This window comes from Hydrogenophaga sp., assembly GCF_030373245.1.
Lineage (GTDB): Bacteria > Pseudomonadota > Gammaproteobacteria > Burkholderiales > Burkholderiaceae_C > Hydrogenophaga.
In genome coordinates this window covers 305,340-326,352 of record NZ_JAUCZF010000006.1, presented here as the reverse complement: position 1 = coordinate 326,352, position 21,013 = coordinate 305,340, and the positions used below count along the sequence as shown (strand labels likewise).

The 21,013-nt window shown below is 61.9% G+C and carries 15 protein-coding genes, 2 tRNA genes and 3 rRNA genes; 15 read left to right on the top strand and 5 right to left on the bottom strand.

Annotation, left to right across the window (positions count from 1 at the left end):
• From QUV25_RS15465 to rrf, 5 genes are all read left to right on the top strand, one after another.
• Window positions 1-476 (top strand): 16S ribosomal RNA (locus QUV25_RS15465); the annotation flags it as partial.
• Between the two features lie 96 nt (window positions 477-572).
• A tRNA-Ile gene (locus QUV25_RS15460) sits at window positions 573-649 on the top strand.
• 27 nt (window positions 650-676) lie between these two features.
• A tRNA-Ala gene (locus QUV25_RS15455) sits at window positions 677-752 on the top strand.
• A gap of 353 nt (window positions 753-1,105) precedes the next feature.
• Window positions 1,106-3,984 (top strand): 23S ribosomal RNA (locus QUV25_RS15450).
• A 154-nt stretch (window positions 3,985-4,138) separates the two neighbouring features.
• Window positions 4,139-4,251: ribosomal RNA gene (gene rrf / locus QUV25_RS15445) — 5S ribosomal RNA — on the top strand.
• A 126-nt stretch (window positions 4,252-4,377) separates the two neighbouring features.
• Here rrf and QUV25_RS15440 read toward each other — a convergent pair.
• The 3 genes from QUV25_RS15440 to QUV25_RS15430 form a co-directional block, all read right to left on the bottom strand.
• Entirely contained in the window at window positions 4,378-5,301 is a 924-nt protein-coding gene (locus QUV25_RS15440; protein ID WP_300865230.1) for an MBL fold metallo-hydrolase, read from the bottom strand.
• Window positions 5,301-6,992 (bottom strand): AMP-binding protein, encoded by a 1,692-nt coding sequence (locus QUV25_RS15435; protein ID WP_300865257.1) that lies wholly within the window; start codon window positions 6,990-6,992, stop codon window positions 5,301-5,303. The genes QUV25_RS15440 and QUV25_RS15435 overlap by 1 nt, the downstream gene beginning before the upstream one ends.
• A 102-nt stretch (window positions 6,993-7,094) precedes the next feature.
• A complete protein-coding gene (locus tag QUV25_RS15430; RefSeq protein WP_300865228.1) occupies window positions 7,095-7,829 on the bottom strand; it encodes a hypothetical protein in 735 nt (244 codons plus the stop codon).
• A 96-nt stretch (window positions 7,830-7,925) separates the two neighbouring features.
• On the opposite strand from QUV25_RS15430, the gene QUV25_RS15425 reads away from it, so the two are divergent.
• Complete coding sequence (locus QUV25_RS15425) at window positions 7,926-8,927, top strand: alpha/beta fold hydrolase (RefSeq protein ID WP_300865226.1); 1,002 nt, start codon at window positions 7,926-7,928, stop codon at window positions 8,925-8,927.
• Here QUV25_RS15425 and phhA read toward each other — a convergent pair.
• Both phhA and hppD read right to left on the bottom strand, forming a co-directional pair.
• On the bottom strand, window positions 8,849-9,703 hold the full coding sequence (gene phhA, locus QUV25_RS15420; RefSeq protein ID WP_300865225.1) for a phenylalanine 4-monooxygenase: 855 nt from the start codon (window positions 9,701-9,703) through the stop codon (window positions 8,849-8,851). The genes QUV25_RS15425 and phhA overlap by 79 nt on opposite strands.
• A 114-nt stretch (window positions 9,704-9,817) precedes the next feature.
• Window positions 9,818-10,963 (bottom strand): 4-hydroxyphenylpyruvate dioxygenase, encoded by a 1,146-nt coding sequence (gene hppD, locus QUV25_RS15415; RefSeq protein WP_300865224.1) that lies wholly within the window; start codon window positions 10,961-10,963, stop codon window positions 9,818-9,820.
• A 131-nt stretch (window positions 10,964-11,094) separates the two neighbouring features.
• Here hppD and QUV25_RS15410 point away from each other — a divergent pair, with 131 nt between their 5' ends.
• The 9 genes from QUV25_RS15410 to QUV25_RS15370 all read left to right on the top strand — a co-directional run bounded on the left by QUV25_RS15410 (window position 11,095) and on the right by QUV25_RS15370 (window position 20,871).
• The gene (locus QUV25_RS15410) at window positions 11,095-11,568 is read left to right on the top strand and encodes an Lrp/AsnC family transcriptional regulator (protein WP_300865256.1); all 474 of its coding nucleotides are present in this window, start codon (window positions 11,095-11,097) and stop codon (window positions 11,566-11,568) included.
• A gap of 113 nt (window positions 11,569-11,681) precedes the next feature.
• Window positions 11,682-12,389 carry a GNAT family N-acetyltransferase gene (locus QUV25_RS15405; protein ID WP_300865223.1) on the top strand — a complete coding sequence of 236 codons (708 nt, stop codon included), beginning with the start codon at window positions 11,682-11,684 and terminating at the stop codon, window positions 12,387-12,389.
• A gap of 82 nt (window positions 12,390-12,471) precedes the next feature.
• Window positions 12,472-13,338, top strand: a complete 867-nt coding sequence (locus QUV25_RS15400; protein ID WP_300865222.1) for a transporter associated domain-containing protein — start codon at window positions 12,472-12,474, stop codon at window positions 13,336-13,338.
• A gap of 37 nt (window positions 13,339-13,375) precedes the next feature.
• Window positions 13,376-15,226, top strand: coding sequence for an apolipoprotein N-acyltransferase (gene lnt / locus QUV25_RS15395; protein WP_300865221.1), 1,851 nt, complete (start codon window positions 13,376-13,378; stop codon window positions 15,224-15,226).
• A 118-nt stretch (window positions 15,227-15,344) separates the two neighbouring features.
• Window positions 15,345-16,265 carry a glycine--tRNA ligase subunit alpha gene (gene glyQ, locus QUV25_RS15390; RefSeq protein WP_300865219.1) on the top strand — a complete coding sequence of 307 codons (921 nt, stop codon included), beginning with the start codon at window positions 15,345-15,347 and terminating at the stop codon, window positions 16,263-16,265.
• A gap of 17 nt (window positions 16,266-16,282) precedes the next feature.
• Window positions 16,283-18,415: a glycine--tRNA ligase subunit beta gene (gene glyS / locus QUV25_RS15385; RefSeq protein WP_300865218.1), complete on the top strand. Its 2,133-nt coding sequence runs from the start codon at window positions 16,283-16,285 to the stop codon at window positions 18,413-18,415.
• A 70-nt stretch (window positions 18,416-18,485) separates the two neighbouring features.
• Window positions 18,486-19,124 (top strand): D-glycero-beta-D-manno-heptose 1,7-bisphosphate 7-phosphatase, encoded by a 639-nt coding sequence (gene gmhB / locus QUV25_RS15380; protein ID WP_300865217.1) that lies wholly within the window; start codon window positions 18,486-18,488, stop codon window positions 19,122-19,124.
• Complete coding sequence (locus QUV25_RS15375; protein WP_300865215.1) at window positions 19,121-19,870, top strand: 1-acyl-sn-glycerol-3-phosphate acyltransferase; 750 nt, start codon at window positions 19,121-19,123, stop codon at window positions 19,868-19,870. The genes gmhB and QUV25_RS15375 overlap by 4 nt, the downstream gene beginning before the upstream one ends.
• Before the next feature lie 5 nt (window positions 19,871-19,875).
• Complete coding sequence (locus QUV25_RS15370; RefSeq protein ID WP_300865214.1) at window positions 19,876-20,871, top strand: SprT family zinc-dependent metalloprotease; 996 nt, start codon at window positions 19,876-19,878, stop codon at window positions 20,869-20,871.
• Window positions 20,872-21,013 lie beyond the last annotated feature (142 nt).

Below are 21,013 nucleotides of genomic sequence, written 5' to 3'. Positions count from 1 at the left end.
TCAGCTCGTGTCGTGAGATGTTGGGTTAAGTCCCGCAACGAGCGCAACCCTTGTCATTAGTTGCTACATTCAGTTGGGCACTCTAATGAGACTGCCGGTGACAAACCGGAGGAAGGTGGGGATGACGTCAAGTCCTCATGGCCCTTATAGGTGGGGCTACACACGTCATACAATGGCCGGTACAAAGGGTAGCCAACCCGCGAGGGGGAGCCAATCCCATAAAGCCGGTCGTAGTCCGGATCGCAGTCTGCAACTCGACTGCGTGAAGTCGGAATCGCTAGTAATCGTGGATCAGCATGTCACGGTGAATACGTTCCCGGGTCTTGTACACACCGCCCGTCACACCATGGGAGCGGGTCTCGCCAGAAGTAGGTAGCCTAACCGCAAGGAGGGCGCTTACCACGGCGGGGTTCGTGACTGGGGTGAAGTCGTAACAAGGTAGCCGTATCGGAAGGTGCGGCTGGATCACCTCCTTTCTGGAAAAGAGCAATCAAGCTCAAACGCTCACACTTATCGGTTGTTGGAAGGAAGTCGCCGAAGATCTGGTTAGCCAGGGCTTCAGTGACCGGCTTGGGTCTGTAGCTCAGTTGGTTAGAGCACCGTCTTGATAAGGCGGGGGTCGTTGGTTCGAGACCAACCAGACCCACCAAGTGCTCGTCGTTCCGCAGCGAAACCCGGGGGATTAGCTCAGCTGGGAGAGCACCTGCTTTGCAAGCAGGGGGTCGTCGGTTCGATCCCGTCATCCTCCACCATCCAAAACTTGAGGTCATACTCAACTTCAAAATACTTTGTGCATTCAGAGTGTTTTGAAGTTGTTCGGTATCTATCGTTCAATAGATTGCTGCAAGGCAATCACGGCTGTTCTTTAAAAATTCATAGAGTCGAATCAGCGTTGCTGATGGAAAGCGTACATTCGTAAAGGTTTCGTGCGCACCGTGCCATCAGCAACATTTTTTGATTGCGTCAACGAATATTCAATTTAGTCGAAAGATATGAATTGAAACGGCATAACGCGTCAGGTGAAAGACCTGACAGACATTTGCTTGAGATGTGATGATGAAGTTTTGCCGGGCTGGAAAGCTTGCGCAAGACGTCAAAGTTATAGGGTCAAGTGAATAAGAGCATGTGGTGGATGCCTTGGCGATGATAGGCGACGAAGGACGTGATAGCCTGCGATAAGCTTCGGGGAGCTGGCAAATTAGCTTTGATCCGGAGATTTCCGAATGGGGAAACCCACCTAGCAGTAGGTATCGCATGATGAATACATAGTCATGCGAGGCGAACCGGGTGAACTGAAACATCTCAGTAGCTCGAGGAAAAGACATCAACCGAGATTCCGAAAGTAGTGGCGAGCGAAATCGGAGAAGCCTGTTAGTGATAGCACGACTCTTAACGAAACGATCTGGAAAGGTCGGCCAAAGAAGGTGATAGCCCTGTACGTGAAAAGAGACGTGTGGTACTGAGCTAACGACAAGTAGGGCGGGACACGAGAAATCCTGTCTGAATATGGGGGGACCATCCTCCAAGGCTAAATACTCATCATCGACCGATAGTGAACAAGTACCGTGAGGGAAAGGCGAAAAGAACCCCGGGAGGGGAGTGAAATAGATCCTGAAACCGCATGCTTACAAAAAGTAGGAGCCTCGTAAGGGGTGACTGCGTACCTTTTGTATAATGGGTCAGCGACTTACATTCAGTGGCAAGGTTAACCGAATAGGGAAGCCGTAGAGAAATCGAGTCCGAATAGGGCGATTCAGTCGCTGGGTGTAGACCCGAAACCAAGTGATCTATCCATGGCCAGGATGAAGGTGCCGTAACAGGTACTGGAGGTCCGAACCGACTAATGTTGCAAAATTAGCGGATGAGCTGTGGATAGGGGTGAAAGGCTAAACAAACTTGGAAATAGCTGGTTCTCTCCGAAAACTATTTAGGTAGTGCCTCAAGTATTACCGTCGGGGGTAGAGCACTGTTTTGGCTAGGGGGTCATGGCGACTTACCAAACCAAGGCAAACTCCGAATACCGACGAGTACAGCTTGGGAGACAGAGCACCGGGTGCTAACGTCCGGACTCAAGAGGGAAACAACCCAGACCGCCAGCTAAGGTCCCTAAAACGGGCTAAGTGGGAAACGAAGTGGGAAGGCTAAAACAGTCAGGATGTTGGCTTAGAAGCAGCCATCATTTAAAGAAAGCGTAATAGCTCACTGATCGAGTCGTCCTGCGCGGAAGATGTAACGGGGCTAAGCCAGTTACCGAAGCTGCGGATTTGCAATTTATTGCAAGTGGTAGGAGAGCGTTCTGTAAGCCTGTGAAGGTGTCTTGTAAAGGATGCTGGAGGTATCAGAAGTGCGAATGCTGACATGAGTAGCGTTAAAGGGGGTGAAAAGCCCCCTCGCCGTAAGCGCAAGGTTTCCTACGCAACGTTCATCGGCGTAGGGTGAGTCGGCCCCTAAGGCGAGGCAGAGATGCGTAGCTGATGGGAAACAGGTCAATATTCCTGTACCGATTACAAGTGCGATGTGGGGACGGATCTTAATAGGTTATCCGGCGGTTGGAAGTGCCGGTTTAGATGGATGTAGGCGATACGTAGGCAAATCCGCGTGTCATATACCGAGGCCATTGATCGAGCGAGCTTGCTCGCGAAGTAACTGAACGAGGTCCCAGGAAAAGCCACTAAGCTTCAGCTTGTAATTGACCGTACCGCAAACCGACACTGGTGCGCGAGATGAGTATTCTAAGGCGCTTGAGAGAACTCTGGAGAAGGAACTCGGCAAATTGACACCGTAACTTCGGAAGAAGGTGTGCCCTTGTAGTGTGATGAGAACATCTGAGCACGAACGGGTTGCAAAAAATTGGTGGCTGCGACTGTTTATTAAAAACACAGCACTCTGCAAACACGAAAGTGGACGTATAGGGTGTGACGCCTGCCCGGTGCTGGAAGATTAATTGATGGGGTGCAAGCTCTTGATCGAAGTCCCAGTAAACGGCGGCCGTAACTATAACGGTCCTAAGGTAGCGAAATTCCTTGTCGGGTAAGTTCCGACCTGCACGAATGGCGTAACGATGGCCACACTGTCTCCTCCAGAGACTCAGCGAAGTTGAAATGTTTGTGATGATGCAATCTCCCCGCGGAAAGACGGAAAGACCCCATGAACCTTTACTGTAGCTTTGTATTGAATTTTGAACAGATCTGTGTAGGATAGGTGGGAGGCTTTGAAGCAGGGTCGCTAGATCTTGTGGAGCCAACGTTGAAATACCACCCTGGTGTGTTTGAGGTTCTAACCTAGGTCCATTATCTGGATCGGGGACAGTGCATGGTAGGCAGTTTGACTGGGGCGGTCTCCTCCCAAAGTGTAACGGAGGAGTTCGAAGGTACGCTAGGTACGGTCGGACATCGTGCTAATAGTGCAATGGCATAAGCGTGCTTAACTGCGAGACTGACAAGTCGAGCAGATGCGAAAGCAGGACATAGTGATCCGGTGGTTCTGTATGGAAGGGCCATCGCTCAACGGATAAAAGGTACTCTGGGGATAACAGGCTGATACCGCCCAAGAGTTCATATCGACGGCGGTGTTTGGCACCTCGATGTCGGCTCATCTCATCCTGGGGCTGTAGCCGGTCCCAAGGGTATGGCTGTTCGCCATTTAAAGAGGTACGTGAGCTGGGTTTAAAACGTCGTGAGACAGTTTGGTCCCTATCTTCCGTGGGCGCTGCAGATTTGAGGAAGCCTGCTCCTAGTACGAGAGGACCGGAGTGGACGCACCTCTGGTGTACCGGTTGTCACGCCAGTGGCATTGCCGGGTAGCTAAGTGCGGAAGAGATAACCGCTGAAAGCATCTAAGCGGGAAACTCGTTCCAAGATGAGATCTGCCGGGGCCTTGAGCCCCCTAAAGAGTCGTTCAAGACCAGGACGTTGATAGGTCAGGTGTGGAAGCGCAGTAATGCGTTAAGCTAACTGATACTAATTGCTCGTGCGGCTTGACCCTATAACTTTGATGAGCAATCATCAGGTTCAAATGTCAGTTATGCCCGATGACAGTCAAATATGAACTGTCCGATCGTTGGCGGCAATCAAAGAAGCTGATTCGAAACTCTATGAATTCGTTTGAACAGAGCAGTCTGTTCGAACAACCCTTTATGTCTGACGACCATAGCAAGGTGGTACCACTCCTTCCCATCCCGAACAGGACCGTGAAACGCTTTTGCGCCGATGATAGTGCGGGTTCCCGTGTGAAAGTAGGTCATTGTCAGACTCTTACAGCCTCCAAAGCCCCGTTTGCTTCACGCATTCGGGGCTTTGGTCTTTTCTGCGCCTGCATCTCAGTGGTTGAAAAGGGCGTATCTGCCGGCGGACACACACCAGCGGCTAGATGTGCTGCTCAGGCGTTCAGGACGCGATCACCCTCGAGCTTCAGTGCTTTGCTCGTCTCCAGCTGAGAGAGCACCTCATCCAGCCAGAGCGACTGATTGTTCTGTCCCTCGGGCATGTGCCTGACAAGATAGGGCGTTTGTTGTGCCCACGCCAGCAGTGCGGTGCGACCAATATGCTGCCATTCCATCAAGCGGAACTTGATCAGCACCTTCAAAGCGTGGCGAAGGTGCTTTTCGGGTGAGTTGGCGAACATCTCCAGTCGACTTCGAGCACGAGCGAGGGCTGGAGCCACGTCTTCAAACACTGACCCATGGCCCGGAACCACGACCAAAGGTTTCAGAGACTCAATTGCATCCAGCGTCTCACCCACCTCGCCAAAGGCCTCCATACCGTCCAGCTCCGGAAATACCACCCCAAATCCGTTCTGCCACATGGCATCTGCGGAGACCAATACGCGGCTCGCAGGCTCAAAGAACACAACAGAGTGGGGGTCATGCCCTTTTGCTCCATGAATCTCCCATTGGTGGTCGCCGAGCCGAATCGATTCACCAGGATGCAAAACACCATCAAACGAAAAACGGGGACACACCTGCCCGGTTGGTCGGTAGGTCAGCGCATCCTCATCCCACACCGCAACGGCGTCAGCCATGCCTGGTGGAATCAGCGTTTGGCAGGTCGTAAAGTGGCTTTGCAGAAGAGCGTTCCCTCCGCAGTGGTCGCTGTGCAGGTGGGTATTGAGCAGGAAATCCAGCGATCGACCGCTCAAGGCCTGTTCCACCAACGTCACCGTCTGAGGGGCGTGAATGTAGTACCCGCTGTCTATCAATGCGGTGGGGCCACTGCCTCGAACCACGATGTTGTTCGCGGACAGCCAGCCCCTTTCGAGCACAGTGACGCCCGCGCGGGCAAGTGCCTCGTTCGCCGCGAACATCACGAATCGCGAAGCGCGCGCCGCAAGATCTTGCCAACATTGGTCTTAGGCAGTTCGTCGCGAAACTCGATGTACTTCGGGCGCTTGTAGCCGGTGAGGTTGTCATGGCAAAAACGGGCTACGTCTTCCTCAGTGAGCGAAGCGTCACTGCGCACGACGAATGCCTTGATCGCTTCACCCTGTTTGTCGTCCTGCACACCCACGACCGCACATTCGACCACTCCTGGACAAAGTGAGATCACATTCTCCAATTCATTCGGGAAGACGTTGAAGCCAGAAACCAGAATCATGTCCTTCTTCCGATCGACGATTCGCGTGTAACCGCGCTCATCCATCACGCCGATGTCTCCCGTCCTCATGACCCCGTCGTCGGTGAAGGCGGCCCGCGTCTCCTCAGGCTGTTTGTAATAGCCGATCATGACGTTTGGGCCAGCGATGCAGATCTCACCTGGGGTACCCGTTGCGACATCCTTCCCTTCGTCGTCCTTGATCGCGATTCGGATACCTGGCAACGGCAAGCCGATGGTGCCGCTGAACTCACGACTGATCACTGGGTTGTTGGTACCGATCGCGCAGGTCTCGCTCATGCCCCAACCTTCAATCATGGGACAACCGGTCACAGCCAGCCACTGGCGCGCCGTGCCTTCGGAGGCCGCCATGCCCCCCGCCTGCGAAAGCGCAAGCGAGGAAAAATCGAGGTCGCGGAAGGCAGAGTTCTGGAGCAGGGCGTTGAACAAGGTGTTCACCGCAGGCAGGAGGTGGAAGGGTCGGCGTTTCAGTGTCTCGACCAGCTTGGGCACATCGCGCGGGTTGGGAATGAGCGTCATGTGTGCGCCCCAGCGGATCGAAAGCAGGCTGAGCGTGAGCGCGAAAATGTGATACAGAGGCAACGCAGCCACTGAGTTGGTCTCGCGCGGGTCCCCCACCTTGGCCAGGGCGGGCTGAAACCATGCCTCAGCCTGCAATATGGCGGAGATGATGTTTCTGTGCGTGAGGACTGCGCCTTTGGAAAGCCCGGTGGTGCCGCCCGTGTACTGCAGAAACGCAATGCTGTCCAGGTTGGTGGCACTGGGCTTCAGTGGCAGACGGCTTCCCTCGTCCAGTACCTGACGAAAACTTGCGACGGTCCGCTCGCCGCGGGGGCCGTCCACTGGCAGCTTGTAGGCCGGCACCATCTTGGCCAGATGCCGCACCGCGAACGATATCCAGCGCCCGTACCAGAAGCCAAGCAGGTCGCCCAAGCTCGCCACCACCACGTGTTGCACTGCGGTGTGGTCGATCACTTCTTGCAGGGTGGTCACGAAGTTCTCGAGAATGATGATCGCCTCGGCACCCGAGTCCTTGAGCTGGTGTTCCAGTTCGCGCTCAGTGTACAAAGGGTTGACGTTGACCACCGTGTAGCCGGCCCGCACCACCGACGCCATGGCCACCAGAAACTGCGGTACGTTGGGCAGCATGATGGCCACACGAGCGCCTGGCTCCAGGCCGCGCCCCTGAAGCCACGCCCCCAAGCTGCTGCTGTGTTCGTCGAGCTCACCGTAGCTCATCCATTGCTCCATGCAGACCGAAACCGGCCGCCGGGCGTTCTTGCGCAACGATTCCTCGAGCAGTTCGGCCAGTGACCGGTACTGCTCTGGATTGACGCTGTGCGGAACCCCTGCTGGATAGTGATCGAGCCAGGAATGATTCATGGGCGCGGAGGTCGTGGTCGTCTGCATGCTCCGATTCTCGCGTCTCAGCGAGGACGTCGGCTCAGGGCCTGCCCTAGGCCGATGTCACCCAAAGCACAGGTCTCAGGCCTTGCTGAGTTCCTGAGTCAGCGCAGCCTCGCAATGTGCGGGTTCATCGTCGAACATTGAGGCGAGCCAGCGCGATTCCCTGCCCTGGATTGCAGCGAGGAAGTCGCTGGCGTCGCCCAGGCCAGCAAAGGCAGAAAAACCGCGCTCGAGAAACTGTTGCAGGGACGACAAACCAGCCACCTGCGCAGGCTGCCGCATCATCTTCAGAGCGAGCAGCAACGAGCGGCTGCGGGTCAGGCGCTGAAGCTCGCGGCCCATGTGCTGCACCACCGCCAGCTGCCGCAAGCGTTGCTCAGGTTGCCCGGTCAGCCGCCAGCAGCGCACATAGCGTTCCGCGTAGCCACAGTCGCTGCCCAAGTCCATCCAGTGTCCGGCCATTTCGTGGTCCAGGGTCTCAGTGAGCGCATGGGTTTCGGCCAGGTCGACAGCAAGCTGGCCGACGGCCTCGGGAAACAGACGTTCGATCGCCCCCGCTATCCGGCCAAACTGAGCATCTCGCTCGGTGAAGTTGTGCTCGCCGTACAACTCCTCCAGAAAGAAGCGTGTCGCCGCAGCATGGCGCGGGGACTGCAAAAAGTCGCTGTAGGTGGCTCGAAAGCGTCGGGCCTGAAGCTGTTTGACCTCGTGAACTGCGCTCGCCATGCCCGCGCTTTGGGCTTGATCGCGCAGGTGACTGACCCGCTGCAGTTGCAGGCGAATCTGGTCGGCGGCACGGCTCTCGGTCGTCATGCATTATCAGTCTAGACCTGTCCGCAACGGATTGCCTAGGCGGGTGACCCTAGTCGGACACAGGCGAGGGTGGAGCACCCATGAGATAGTCATTCAATGAATGCCAAACCTGCCCCGTCTGATGCGCACTTGCACGCGCCGCATGCGTGCTCCTCCCTGGCCCGTCTGCAGCAGCTGCTCGCATTCAGTGCTTTTGGTCTGGCGCTGGCCTGGGGCATGGCTGTCTGGGCTGCCTCGCCGCTGCTGGCCCTGGGTGGTGCGGCCCTGCTGCTGCTCGGCTACGCGCTGGTGCTGGCGCTCGAGTTTGTGACGGTGGCGCGGGTGAATCGGGGCGACTCGGTCCCGGCGGCGAATGCAGCAACCCTGCTGCGTGCGTGGTGGCAAGAGGTCCGGGTCGCGCCCGTCGTGTTTGCCTGGCGCCAGCCGTTTCGCTGGCAAACATGGCCCGACGCAAGTGAGCGCAACGCCGATCCAGCCAAGCCGCCCGCGGTGGTCTTCGTGCACGGCTTTGTGTGCAACCGGGGATTCTGGCTGCCCTGGATGCGAACCCTTCGCGCGCTCGGCGTTCCCTACACCTCGGTCAATCTGGAGCCTGTGTTTGGATCGATCCCGGCCTATGTTCCGTTGATCGAGGAGGCGGTGCGCCGCGCCGAAGCGTTGTCTGGCCAGCCGCCGGTGCTGATCTGCCACAGCATGGGCGGATTGGCCGCGCGGGCCTGGTGGTCGTCCACGCCAGATGCTGCGCAGCGAGTGCAGCGGGTCATCACCATTGGCACCCCGCATCACGGGACTTGGCTGGGCCAGTTCAGCCACGTGCCGAACGGCCAGCAAATGCGTCGTAACCACGCTTGGCTGGCGAATTTGGCCGAGCGCGAGAAGGCGGGGAGTGATGCACCTTATGAGCGGTTCACCTGCTGGTATTCGAATGCCGACAACATCGTCTTTCCGGCCTCCACAGCCCTCCTGGAAGGCGCGGACAACCGCCACGTGCCCGGAGTGGCACACGTGGCGCTGGGTTTTCACCCCAGGGTGATGCGCGAGTCGCTGGCGATGGTGGCGTCAGCCGCCAGGTCGCCGGCGGAGCGCACGGCCGCGTAGTGCGCGGTGAAGTCTGGCGCGGTCATGTCAAACAGCTGCTGAAAGCTGTCGATCACGAAGTAGGTGGCCTGGTAGTCGTCGATCTTGTAGCGGGTGCGCATGCAGCGCTGGAGATCGAGCGCAATGCGCTGCGGCGCAGTGCTGGTGACGCTGTGGCAAAGTTCGCCACTGGAACTCAGGATGCCGGCGCCGTAGGCCCGAAGGCCGTCAGCTTGCTGGATCAGCCCGAACTCGATGGTGTACCAGTATAGGCGTGACAAAAGTTCGCCAGCTCCCAGGTCGTCGGCCTTCAGCCCACCTGCGCCGTAGCGCTGTACATAGTCGGCGAACACTGGGTTGAACAGCAGCGGCACGTGGCCAAACAGGTCGTGGAATACATCGGGTTCGACGATGTACTCGAACTCGTCGGGCTTGCGGATCCAGTCGGTGACCGGAAAGCGCCGGCTGGCCAGCAGTTCAAAAAACGGCCGCTCGGGAATGAGTCCAGGGACCGCCACGATCTCCCAGCCCGTCACCGGCGTCAGTCGCTCGTTGATTTCCTCGAACTGGGGAATGCGGTCTTTCACCCCCAGCGATGGCAAGGCGTCGACGAACGCGTCGCAGGCCAGGCCGGGCAGCAGGGCCGACTGCCGCTCGTAAAGACGTCGGTAGGTGTCGTGGTCGGCCTCGGTGTAAGCCGACCAGTTTTGCGGGCAGGTGTAGTCGTCGCGCGCGCGGGCGTAGTCGCCGCGCGGAGGGCGCTCGCTGGCGCCATACACAACAGGTTCAACGGCCATCAGACTCTCCAATGAGGTTCAGCCCAGGTGCCACACAGAATTCCCGAAAAAGGTGCAGAGCGAGGCGTGAGGGCGCAGACAGTGGCATCGCCACGGCAAGCCCGAGCAACGACGCTATGCGCCTTTTGTCGGGGATTCCAATGTGCCGCGGCGGATCTGGTCCAGCTCCATCGTCTCAAATAAGGCTTTGAAATTGCCTTCGCCAAAGCCCTCGTTGCCTTTGCGCTGAATGAATTCGAAAAAGATCGGCCCGAGCTGGTTCTCGCTGAAGATCTGCAGCAGCAACTCGCCCGGCTTGCCGTCCACCAGGATGTTGCGCGATTTCAGCGCATCCACGTTTTCACCGTGCCCGGGGATGCGCTTGTCGAGCAGCTCGTAGTAGGTGTCGCTGGTATTGAGCAGCTTCACCCCGGCGAGCTCCAGGGCGTCGACCGTCTCGTACAGATTGGTCGAGCCCATGGCGATGTGCTGGATGCCTTCTCCCTGGTAGCGGTCCAGGTACTCCTGGATCTGCCCGGCCTTTTCGTTGCCTTCTTCGTTGATCGGGATGCGGATGCGGCCGCAGGGGCTGGTCATGGCCTTGCTCTTGACGCCGGTGGCCTGACCCTCAATGTCGAAATAGCGCACCTCGCGAAAATTGAACAGTCGTTCGTAGAAGCCAGCCCACTCATCCATGCGGCCACGGTGCACGTTGTGCGTGAGGTGGTCGATGTAGGTCAGGCCGTGACCCACCGGGTTGAGGCAGGCGCCAGAGTTGGGAGCCAGGGGTTCGAAGTCCACATCGAAAAAGCCGATGTTGCCAATGTCACCGGTCTGGGCGCCGTTCTTGCCGCGCCATTGGTCGATGAGGTAGATGATGGAGTCGCCAATGCCCTTGATGGCCGGTATGTTGAGCTCACCCGGGCCGGCGGCCTGCGCGTAGCCCCAGGCGCCGAGTGAAATCGCGCGCTCGTAGGCGGCTTTGGCGTCGGCCACGCGAAAGGCGATGGCGCAGACGCTGGGGCCGTGCAGGCGGGCAAAGCGCTGCGCGAAACTGTCGGGCTCGGCGTTGATGATGAAGTTGATCTCTCCCTGGCGATAGAGCGTCACGGCTTTGTGCCGGTGTCGCGCAATGGCGGTGAAACCCATGCGCTCGAACAGCGCACCCATGGCCACCGGATCGGGGGCTGCGTACTCAATGAATTCGAAGCCGGCCGTGCCCATGGGGTTGGGCCAGTCGGAGCCTGGCGCGGTGGCGTTCTGAGGCAAAGGGGCGTTCATGGGCGGTCTCCTGATGAAAACAGCGCCGAACGGCGCGCGATCAGGTACTTTAAAACCACAGGGAGGCAAAAATCCGGCGTTTCGGGGCGCCATGAGGTTCCCAAACGAATGAAACATGCAAAATGTCGATGATGCAAGCACTTGACAAGCTCGATCGGCATATTTTGCGCAGCCTGCAGGCGGATGGCCGCGCCACCTTCGACCAGATCGCAGAGGCCGTTGGCCTGTCGGCCAGCGCGGTCTTGCGGCGCGTGCGCCGGCTGGAAGACGCCGGGGTGATCGCCCGTTACGTGGCCCTGGTTCGGCCTGAAGCCGTGGGCCTGGGGCTCACCGCTTATGTGAACGTTCGGCTGGAGAAGCACGCCGAACACGCGAAGCGCCACCCCATGGACGAGTTTCGTGCCAGTGTCATGGGCTGGGCCGAGGTGGTCGAATGCGTGGCACTCACCGGGGAGATGGACTTTCAGCTGCGGCTGATGGTGGCCGACATGGCCGCCTACTCGCGTTTCATGATGGACACCTTGCTGAAACACCCCAGCGTGCAGGACTGCCGCAGCAGCTTCGTGATGGACCGGGTCAAAAGCACCACGGTGCTTCCCGTGTAAGTGGTGACAAACTTCACGCACCGCCGTGGTGCCATGTCCCGCCTGTCGGACCAGACTGGGGATTAGGGGCGTCAGTCGTTGTGGATCTAGGGAAAACCCTTATATTGATCCGCATGGTGCATCCTCTCTCCTGGTTGAAGTCCGCGCTCGGTCGCCGCGATGTGGCCGCCGGCGCGCCGCCGAGCGAAGGTCTCTCGCCGTCCTCGGTCATGGTTCCGATCCGCTCGATGGGGCCAGCGCACCGCGAGCGCATTGCCGCCCACCTGGTGGCGCTGGAACCGCACGACCGCTACCTGCGATTTGGCTACGCTGCCAATGACGAGCAGATTCAGCGCTACGTGGCCCAGTTGAACTTCGAGCGCGACGAGCTGTTCGGCATCTTCAACCGCAAGCTTGAACTTATCGCCATGGCCCACCTGGCCTTTTCGGTTGACCCGGCATGCACCAGCTGCGCCGAGTTCGGTGTGTCCGTGGCCCACCACGCTCGCGGACGACGCTACGGCAGTCGTTTGTTCGAGCGCGCGGTCATGCATGCCCGCAATGAAGGGGTGCAGATGCTGTTCATCCACGCCCTGTCTGAAAACACCGCCATGCTGCGCATCGCGCGCAACGCCGGTGCGCTCATCGAGCGCGATGGCTCCGAGAGCGAGGCTCACTTGCGTCTGCCTCCAGCCGACTTCGACTCGCGCGTGACCGAGATGATGGACCAGCAGATGGCGCTCACCGATTACCACCTCAAGTCCCAGGTGCGGCAGTTCTGGCGCGTGCTGGATCAGCTGCAGGCGATCCGCCAGGGAGCCCGCGAGCGTTTGCTGGGCTGAGTCAGGCCATCGACGGTAGCCTTTGCGCCCGGCGTGGGGCATGCGGTATCCTCAACACCTGTTGTAACAACGCATTCCTTCAGTGGCCGACACCCCTCCCAGTCCCGGGCCGCAGCGCAGCCTGCGGCAAGAAGACAAACGTGGTTTCCTGCAGCGACTCGCAGAATTCATCCACCCCGGACCCGACTCCAAAGACGAGCTGATTGAGACCCTCGCGGACGCCGAGGACAACGACATCATCAACGCCGAGTCGCGCATCATGCTCGAGGGCGTGATCCGCATCGCTGACATGACGGCCGGCGACGTGATGGTGGCAGCCCCCCGCATGGACGTGCTCAACATCGAGGCGCCTTACGAAGAGTTGCTGCACCTGGTGATCGATACCGCACACTCGCGCTTCCCCGTCTATGAGGGCGAAACCGAGAACATTATTGGCATCCTGCTGGCCAAAGACCTGCTCAAGCTGCAGCGCGCGCCCGAGCTCAACATCCGCGCCCTGCTGCGCCCGGCCACCTTCGTGCCCGAGAGCAAGGGCCTCAACGATCTGCTGCGCGAGTTCCGTGGCAACCGCAACCACCTGGCGATCGTGATCGACGAGTTCGGCCGTGTGGCTGGCCTGATCACGATCGAGGACGTGCTGGAAGAAATCGTCGGCGAGATCGAGGACGAGTTCGACGAAGCGGAAGACGAAGGTGACATTTTTTCTCTGGCCGACAGCACTTGGCGCGTAGGTGGAGACACGGCTATTGAACGCATCAACGAGTCCTTTGGCGTCAAGTTGCCCGCAGACGGGTTCGAAACCATCGGGGGCCTGATCGCGCACACCATGGGCCACGTGCCCAAGCGCGGCGAAATTCATGAAATCGAGGGGCTACGGTTCATCGTGCTGCACACCAAGGGTGGTGCGGTGAAGTGGTTCAAGGTCATGCCCGTGCCGTCCAGCACCTGAGGCACCAACAGCGCGCGGGTCGATCCGTACCACACCCATGCGCAGCCTGTTTGGCAATCTCCACACGCCGTCTACCTTCGCCCCGCTGAGCGGTTTGCCGCCGCGGCGCGGCAGCGTATTGGCAAGCCTGTTCTGGCTGATCGTCTGCCTGATGGGAGGGGCGCTGCAGGCCGCCGCGCTGGCCTGGCCGCTGCGGTCGTGGAGCCCCGGGGGTTTGGTGCCCGGAGAGCCCAGCGGTTCGTTGCAGCTCTTGGCCATGGTGCTGCTCGTGCTGGCGCTGCAGCAGTCTTCCCGCATGGGCGTGGCAGCATGGCGCGGCTGGGTGTTCACCACCGCCTGGCTGACCGGCACCTTCTGGTGGCTTTTCGTGTCCATGCACACCTACGGCGGGTTGGCCGCCTGGCTGGCGGCATTCGCGGTGCTGGCGCTGGCCGGCGCACTCGCGCTGTACTACGCGGCAGCGATGGGTGCGCTGGCTTTGCTGGCGCCACGACCTCGCTGGGCGCAGGCGGTGCTGTTTGCGGCGCTGTGGACCCTGGCCGAACTGATGCGGGCCCAGTGGTTCACCGGCTTCCCCTGGGGCTCAGTGGGATACGCCCATGTGGACAGTCTCGCGGCCTGGGCTCCCTGGGTGGGCGTGTACGGCATGGGTGCCGTGGCGGCGTTGGTGGCGTTTGGGCTTGGCTCGGCCGTCACCGCGCTGCTGCGCGCTGCGCACGGCTGGCTCACGCGCCCGGTGCGCTTGTCCCAGCCCGTGCGGCGCGGCCCATCGGCCCCGCGCGACGTGCGACAGGCGGGGTGGGGTGGTGCGCAGCAACCGTTGCGGGTCGCGCTGTTTGCGCTGGCTTTGCTGGCCCTGTGGATGGGCGGCCGCTGGCTGCCCGACGGCCAGCGCCACACCACCAGCGCTGGGCCGTTGCGAGTCTGGCTGTTGCAGGGCAACATCGCCCAGGATCAGAAGTTTGTAGCCGGCACCGGCATGGCGCAGGCACTGGCCTGGTACCCTGAACAGGTGGTGCAGGCGGTGGCTGCAGCGGCGGCTGATCCCGGTCAGGGGCCTCAGCTGGTGGTGGCTCCCGAAACGGCGGTGCCTCTGTTGCCATCCCAGCTCGGCCCAGATTTCTGGCCGCCACTGCTCAACGCGCTGGCGCAATCCGACGCGACCGCACCCGTGGCAGCGCTCATCGGCCTGCCGCTGGGCAGCTACACCGAGGGCTACACCAACTCCGCGTGGGGGCTGGACGCACTGGCTGCGGCGAGTGCCAAGGCCCGGCTGGCGCAGGAGGGCGCAGGTGCCGCACCCTTGCCGGATGATGCGTTCTATCGCTACGACAAGCACCACCTGGTGCCGTTTGGCGAGTTCATCCCGCCGCTGTTTCGCTGGTTCACCCAGCTCATGAACATCCCGCTTGGTGACTTCAGCCGTGGCGCCCTGCCGCAGGCGGCCTGGTCCGTCGCTGGACAGCGCGTGGCGCCCAACATCTGCTACGAGGATCTGTTTGGTGAGGAGTTGGCGGCCTACTTCCGGGCGCCCGATGTGGCGCCCACGGTGCTCATCAACCTCAGCAACATCGCCTGGTTTGGCGACACGGTGGCGATCGACCAGCACCTGCAGATCTCCCGCCTGCGCTCGCTCGAGCTCGGTCGCCCCATGCTGCGCGCCACCAACACCGGTGCCACTGCGGTGATCGACCACCGCGGTGTGGTCACCTACGCTTTGCCGCGCCTCACACGCGACCGGCTCGCCGCCAGCGTGGAAGGTCGAAGCGGCACCACCCCGTTTGCCCGCTGGGCCGGCCGCTGGGGGCTCACCCCGGTCTGGGTCGCCTGCATCACGCTGGTGCTGTTGATGGGCTCGATGCGCCGGCGCGTCAAGCGGCGGCGCTGAGCGACGAAGTCCGGCCCGTAAAATCGAGGGTTACCCGACCGCATGCCGCCAGCGTGCGTCCGGGCAGACAGACCGATCATCCCCACCCGTCCCTGGCCCCCGCCGGCCCTCTCCGCGCATGTTGACCTTCCAGCAAATCATTCTGAAACTGCAGTCCTACTGGGACGCGCAGGGTTGCGCGCTGCTGCAGCCCTACGACATGGAGGTCGGCGCGGGAACCAGCCACACCGCCACGTTTCTTCGCGCGCTCGGCCCCGAGCCCTGGAAAGCCGCTTACGTGCAGCCCAGCCGCCGCCCGAAAGACGGCCGCTACGGTGAGAACCCCAACCGGCTGCAGCACTACTACCAGTACCAGGTGGTGCTCAAGCCCGCACCGGCCAACATCCTGGAGCTCTACCTCGGCTCGCTGGAATCCCTGGGTTTTGATCTCAAGAAGAACGACATCCGCTTTGTGGAAGACGACTGGGAGAACCCCACGCTGGGCGCCTGGGGCCTGGGCTGGGAGGTCTGGCTCAACGGCATGGAAGTGACCCAGTTCACCTACTTCCAGCAGGTCGGCGGCATCGACTGCAAGCCCGCCACCGGTGAGATCACCTACGGACTGGAGCGCCTGGCCATGTACCTTCAAGGCGTGGACAACGTCTACGACCTGGTGTGGACGAAGCGCGCCGACGGCTCGACGCTCAGCTATGGCGACGTCTATCTGCAAAACGAGAAAGAGCAATCCGCCTACAACTTCGAGCACAGCGACGCCGACTTTCTGTTCACCGCCTTCAACGCGCATGAAAAGCAGGCCAAACACCTGATGGAGCAGCAGCTGGCGCTGCCCGCCTACGAGCAGGTCTTGAAATGCGCACACAGCTTCAACCTGCTGGATGCGCGCGGCGCCATCAGCGTGACCGAGCGCGCCGCCTACATCGGCCGCATCCGCAACCTGGCACGCAGCGTGGCACAGAGCTACTTTGAGAGCCGCGAGCGCCTGGGCTTTCCCATGGCGCCGCGCGAGTGGGTTGAGCAGATGAGCAAAAAGGCCGCGTGAGCGCAAAAGCCCCCGTCATGACAACAACAATCAAGAACCTCCTCGTCGAACTGTTTGTGGAAGAGCTGCCGCCCAAGGCGCTCAAGAAGCTGGGTGATGCCTTTGCCGGTGTGTTGGGCGAACAACTCAAGGTCCAGGGACTGGCGTCTGCGGATGCGGTGATTACGCCGTTCGCTTCGCCGCGCCGCCTGGCCGCGCACGTGACGGCCGTGGCCGTGCGAGCTGCCGACAAAGCCGTGTCGCAAAAGCTCATGCCGGTGAGCGTGGGCCTGGACGCCAGCGGTGCGCCCACGCCCGCGCTGCTCAAGCGCCTGGGTGCGCTGGGTGCCGAAGCGTCTGCGGTGGCCGGACTCAAGCGCGCCATCGACGGCAAGGCCGAGGCGCTGTTCTATGACAGCGTGGTGCCCGGCGTCGATCTCGCGGTGGGCTTGCAAAAGGCCCTGGACGAAGCCCTTGGCAAACTCCCCATTCCCAAGGTCATGACCTACCAGCTGGAAACCGATTGCGAGCTGCCCGGCTGGAGCAGCGTGCAGTTTGTGCGCCCGGCGCACGGCTTGGTGGCGCTGCATGGCGCGGATGTGGTACCGGTGAAGGCACTGGGCCTGACGGCGGGCAACACCACGCATGGCCACCGTTTTGAAGCGGCGGTGGACCCGGTGGTGCTGAAGGACGCTGACAGCTACGCCGCCACGCTGGCCCAAGACGGCGCGGTGATCGCGTCGTTTGACGATCGCAAGGCCGACATTGCGCGCCAGCTGGCCGCGGCTGCTGCCCAGGTGGGCGGCGGGTGCCAACCGATCGAGGACGACGCGCTGCTCGACGAAGTGACCGCGCTGGTCGAGCGGCCCAATGTGCTGGTGTGCACATTCGACAAGCAGTTTCTCGATGTGCCGCCCGAGTGCCTGATCCTCACGATGAAGGCCAACCAGAAGTACTTTCCGCTGCTGGACGCGCAGGGCAAGCTGACCAACCAGTTTCTGGTGGTCAGTAACATCAGCCCGGCCGACGCGAGCGCGGTGATCGGTGGCAACGAGCGCGTGGTGCGTCCGCGCCTGGCCGACGCCAAGTTCTTCTTTGACCAGGACCGCAAGAAGACGCTGGAGAGCCGCGTGCCGGCCCTGTCCAAGGTGGTCTATCACAACAAGCTGGGCACACAAGGCGAGCGCATGGAGCGCGTCTGCGCCATCGCCGAGACCATCGGTCTGCAGCTGGGCGGCCCCGAGCTGGCGGCGCGTTCGCTGCTGGCCGCGCGCCTGGCCAAGACCGACCTCGTGACCGACATGGTGGGTGAATTCCCCGAGCTGCAAGGCATCATGGGCGGTTACTACGCTCGCCACGATGGCCTGAGCGAAGAGATCGCCTTCGCCATCGAAGACCACTACAAACCCCGCTTCGCGGGCGACGAATTGCCGCGCAGCATCACCGGTGTGGTGGTGGCGCTGGCGGACAAGCTGGAAACGCTGGTTGGCATGTTCGGCATCGGGAATCTGCCCACCGGGGACAAGGACCCGTTCGCGCTGCGGCGGCATGCGCTTGGCGTTGTGCGCATGCTGATCGAAGGTCGATTGGCTCTGCAATTCCATGAACTCACGCGCCAGGCGCTCGCTGCTTTCCCTGCGGCCAGGCTGCAAGACAAGAGCGTTGAGCTCGACGAGTTCCTCATCGAACGCCTCAAGGGCTACTTGCGCGAGACCGGGTTTTCCGGCGCCGAAGTGGATGCAGCAATCTACGCGCGACAGCTCGGTCTCTGGTCTTCGATTCCGCAGCGCCTCGCTGCCGTCCGCGCCTTCGCCGCTCTGCCCGAAGCGCCCGCACTCGCAGCCGCCAACAAGCGAATCAGCAACATCCTCAAAAAGTCCGAAGGCGAGGGCGCTGTGGTGCAGGACAGGCTGCTGCAGGAGCAGGCTGAGAAAGACCTCCATGCGGCGATGCAGGCCACCGTGCCCGCCGCCAACGCGCAGTTCGAAGCGGGTGACTACACCGCCAGCCTGCAAACCCTGGCTGCACTGCGCGGCCCGGTCGACGCTTTCTTTGACGGCGTGATGGTCAACGCCGACGATCCGGCGCTCAAAGCCAACCGCCTGGGCTTGCTCAAGCAGCTCCACGACTCGATGAACCGCGTGGCCGACCTCTCGCGCCTGGCGAGCTGAGGGCCGGTGTTGGCGCCGATTTGTCACTTCGGAACCACCCGCCGCGCGAGCGACGGGTTACGCTAGACCCATGCCCGAACGCCTGCAGAAACTCCTGATCCTCGATCGCGACGGCACGCTCAACCGCAGCCGCGACGACTACGTGGCCTCGCCGGATGAGTGGGAGGCCTTGCCTGGGGCGCTGGAGGCGGTGGCCCGACTCAACCAGGGCGGCTGGCATGTGGTGCTGGCGACCAACCAGAGCGGCATTGGCCGCGGCCTGTTCGACATGGCCTCGCTCAACGCGATCCACACGAAGATGCACCGCCAGCTGGCGGCGGTGGGTGGCCGGGTGGATGCGGTGTTTTTCTGCCCGCACGCGCCTGAAGACGGCTGCGCCTGCCGAAAGCCGGCACCTGGGCTGTTTCATCAGATCGCGGAGCGTTTCGGCGTGCCGCTGTCCAGTTTGCCTGCGGCGGGCAATGCATTGCGCCATGTGCAGGCCGCGGCGGCGGCTGGCTGCCCGGCCCACCTGCTGCTGACCGGGCAGTCCGAGCACCTGCGGGGCCGCGTCGGCCTGGGCGCCGATGCCGATCTGGCTGTGCTCGCGCCCGATCTGCCCCGTGGCACCCGGGTGCACGACGACCTGGACGCTTTCGCCGACTGGCTGCTGGCCCAGGAAGCGGCCGAGACCCCCACGCTGCCCGCAGCACAAGTCACCACCTCATGAACCTGCTGCGCTCCCTGCTTCACATGCTGTTCATGATGGTGACCGTGATCCCGTGGGGGCTCGCGGTGGTGATCGCAGCGCCCTTTCTGAGCAGCGACCGGGTCTACTGGATGTGCGTGGGCTGGTTGCGCGTGGCGGTGCGCAGTGGCGAGATCCTGCTGGGCATTCGCAACCACATCATCGGTTTCGAAAACCTGCCGGTGGCCACCACAGCGCCGGCCATTCTGCTGCTCAAGCACCAGTCGACCTGGGAAACCTTCTGCATGCCCACGCTGATGCCGCATCCGCTGGCCTATGTGTTCAAGAAGGAGCTGCTCTATGTGCCGTTCTTCGGCTGGGCCATGGGCCGCATGGACATGATCCACATCGACCGCAGCAAGCGCGCCGAGGCCTTCAACAAGGTGGTGGCCCAGGGCCAGCGCCTGCTTGACCAGGGCACCTGGGTCATCATGTTTCCCGAAGGCACGCGCATCCCGCGCGGCCAGCAAGGGGTCTACAAGAGTGGCGGCACCCGCCTGGCGATCGCCACCGGCGCGCCGGTGATTCCGATCGCGGTCACCTCGGCCAAGTGCTGGCCGCGCAAGGCCTTCATCAAGACGCCCGGCACGGTGGAGTTCTCGATTGGCAAGCCCATACCCAGCGCGGGGCGCCAGCCCGATGAGCTGATGCGTGAAGTGGAAGCCTGGATCGAAGCCGAGATGCGCCGGCTCGATCCCACGGCCTATGCCGCGCCAGTGGCCAGCTGATCGCCATGCGGCGCTTCGTGCAACTGGCGCTGGACTTGCTGGGCATGGAGCCCGCGCCGGCACCGGTGCCTCGCCCCCAGCGCTCGCGCCGTGTGCGCCGCTCGCCGGTCGCCGACACGCCCAGCGCCGGGCGGGTTGATTCCCTGCTGTTCGACGTGCCTGTGGCGCCGCCCGCCCAGCAGCCGTCCGCCAGCGCGCTGCCGTCGGTGCCGACCCTGCCCTTGAGCCAGGTCTTTGCGCCCGGTACCTGGCATCATCCGCGTGCCAACCGCCTGTTGCGCCTGCCATCGTGCGAGGTGGCCTACGAGTTCAAGCGCGGCAAGCGCCGCACCATTGGCCTGTCGGTCGGCCCCGAAGGCCTGAGCGTGCGTGCGCCGCGCTGGACGCCGCTGGGCGAAGTGGAGGCCATGCTGCACGAGAGGGCGCAGTGGGTGCTGGACAAGCTGCAGCAGGCCCGAACTCGGGCCGACGATCTGGCGCAGGCGCGCACCGTCTGGACCGATGGAGCGCTCTTCGATTTTCTGGGTCAGCGCGTGCAACTGGTGCTGGACCCGGCGCATGGCTTTGCCCAGGTGGGGGCGGTGCTGGAACCCGGTACGGGCGATGAGACCGCACGCCTGCGGCTGGGGCTGGCGCACAACGCCGTCGAGGCCCAGATCCGCGACGCCGCACAAGCCTGGCTCATGCGCCAGGCCAAGCGCGTGTTTGCTGAGCGGCTCGACCACTTCGCACCCCAGCTGGGTGTGCGCTACCAGAAGCTGCGCCTGTCCAGCGCCGGCACCCGCTGGGGCAGCGCCAGTGCCGACGGGTGCATCCGCCTGAACTGGCGGTTGATTCACCTGAAGATGGAGATGGTGGACTACGTGGTGGTGCACGAGCTCAGCCACCTGCGCCACATGGACCACAGCCCGCAGTTCTGGGAGGTGGTCGCCAGCGTCATGCCGGATCACCAGCAGCGGCGTCGCGCGTTGCGGCAGGCGGCGGTGCCGCTGGGCGAGTAGGAGGACCCCCACGCTCCACCGCTGCGCGGGTCGCTGCCCCCCGAGGGGGCTGGGCCTGCCTTGGAGCGGCCCCGCGGCTGGCCCTGTGACTCCCACGCTCCGTCGCTGCGCCCCGAGAAGGCTGGACCTGCCTTGGGGCGGC